The organism is Rhizobium sp. SVR5-2C, from assembly GCF_056755115.1.
In genome coordinates this window covers 1-239 of sequence record NZ_JBNDHT010000558.1, presented here as the reverse complement: position 1 = coordinate 239, position 239 = coordinate 1, and the positions used below count along the sequence as shown (strand labels likewise).

1 protein-coding gene is annotated in these 239 nt (G+C 63.2%); it reads right to left on the bottom strand.

The window, feature by feature from the left end; all coding sequences use genetic code 11:
- A partial coding sequence (locus tag ACPYOI_RS36885) for a transposase (RefSeq protein WP_481424286.1) occupies positions 1–200 on the bottom strand: 200 nt, incomplete at its 3' end.
- Positions 201–239 lie beyond the last annotated feature (39 nt).

Sequence of the window (239 nt, the reverse complement as noted above, 5' to 3'; positions counted from 1 at the left end):
ACCAGCTTGCCCTGCCGCGCCATCGTCCGCCAAGTGGACAGATGGGTCGGCTTCAGGCCATGCCGCTCTGCCACTTCGTTCACCGTCGCGCCGGGACGAAGGCTTTCCGAAACGATCTGCGCCTTGACCTCGTCCGGCCAGTGCCGGTGAACCGCACGTCCAGCCCTCCTGGTCGTGAGAACCTCTACTCTAGTCTCCATGGAGAAACGCCCTCTGCGCGTCCATTGAAAGCCGATCAC